The following is a 1,615-nucleotide window of genomic DNA, read 5'->3' as shown; positions in this document are numbered from 1 at the left end:
CCTACGCCCACCAGGACATTCCTTTCGAGCGCCTCGTCGAGGAACTCAACCCCACCCGCACCACCGCACACCACCCCCTCTTCCAAGTCATGCTCTCCATCCGCAACAACTACGACGAGCGCCTCGACCTCGCAGCCGTTCGGACCACCTGGCACGACATCGACACCGGTACGGCCAAGTTCGACCTCGACTTCGGCATGACCGAGACGTACACCGCGGACCGGCAGCCAGACGGCATCACCGCACAAGTCCAGTACCTCTCGATCCTGTTCGACCACCGCACGGTCGTCTCCATCTCAGACCGCCTAACCCGCCTCCTCGAAGCCGTCACCACCAACCCCGACCAGCCCATCAGCCAGGTGGGCATCCTCGACCCGGCCGAACGGGAGCTCCTGCTCCACACGTGGAACGGCACCCTTGTCGCCCATCCCGATGAACTGACGGTCCATGAGCTGGTCGAGCAGCAGGTGGCCCGCACTCCGGATGCGGTCGCCGTCGTCAGCGGCGGAGCGGAGCTCACCTACCGGCAGCTCAACACCCGCGCCAACCAGCTTGCGCGTCTGCTCGTTGCTCGAGACATCGGTCCGGAGCAACTGGTAGCCGTGGCAATTCCCCGCTCGGCCGAGCTGATCGTCGCGCTACTGGCCATTGCCAAGGCCGGCGCCGCCTACCTCCCCATCGAGGTGGAACAGCCGGTCGATCGTGTTCGGTTCATGCTCGCCGATGCCCGCCCCGCGCTCCTGCTGGCAGCCCCAGAAGTGCTCGAGGCTTTCGAGGAAGCGCTTCCCGGTGCACTTGCCTGTCTGCCCATCTCGCGGACGTCGGACGCGCTGTGGGCGACCTTCGTCTCCGATGACCTGACCGACAACGAACGCGTTGCACCCCTGCTGATGGGGAATCCCGCCTATGTCATCTACACATCCGGATCGACGGGAAGCCCCAAGGGCGTCGTTGTGAGCCACAGCGCCATGACTCACTACGTGAACTGGGCCCGCAGCGCCTATCCCGGACTTTCCGGGCGCACCGTCCTGCATTCTTCCGTTTCCTTCGACCTGACCGTCACACCTCTGCACGGTGTGCTCGTCGCGGGCGGTTGCATGGAGATCGGTAGCCTGCAGGATGGGCTGGCCGACTACCACTCGCTGACCTTCCTGAAGGCGACGCCCAGCCACCTCAGCCTGCTGTCGGAGCTTGCGCCGGATGCCTTCAAGACCGGGGACCTGGTGATCGGCGGCGAAGCGCTCATCGGGGAGCAACTCGTGGATTGGCGGTCGGCGCATCCCGGCGTCACCGTGATCAACGAGTACGGTCCGACCGAGGCCGCAGTCGGATGCATCGAATTCAGGGTGCAAGCGGACGCGGAGATCCCGGCCGGCGCGGTTTCCATCGGCCGCCCGATCGAGAACATGCGCGCCTACGTCCTGGACCCGGCGCTCCAGCCGGTGCCGATCGGTGTCGTCGGTGAGCTCTACATCGCCGGGGCGGGCCTTGCCCGTGGCTATTTCAGCCGTCCCAGCCTGACTGCCGACCGTTTTGTTGCCAATCCGTTTGGTTCTGATGGTTCGCGGATGTATCGCACGGGTGATTTGGTCCGGTGGACGGTCGAGGGGACGCT

General features: G+C 65.4%; 1 protein-coding gene. It reads left to right on the top strand.

The genetic code is table 11. The features are described 5' to 3' along the window. Nucleotides 1-1,615, top strand: a 1,615-nt coding sequence (locus AB0435_RS34145) for an amino acid adenylation domain-containing protein (RefSeq protein ID WP_366428737.1), incomplete at both ends; no start/stop codon positions are given.

The sequence above is a fragment of the Streptomyces sp. NPDC051173 genome, assembly GCF_040689515.1.
GTDB lineage: Bacteria > Actinomycetota > Actinomycetes > Streptomycetales > Streptomycetaceae > Streptomyces.
This window is presented reverse-complemented; position numbering and strand designations above follow the sequence as displayed.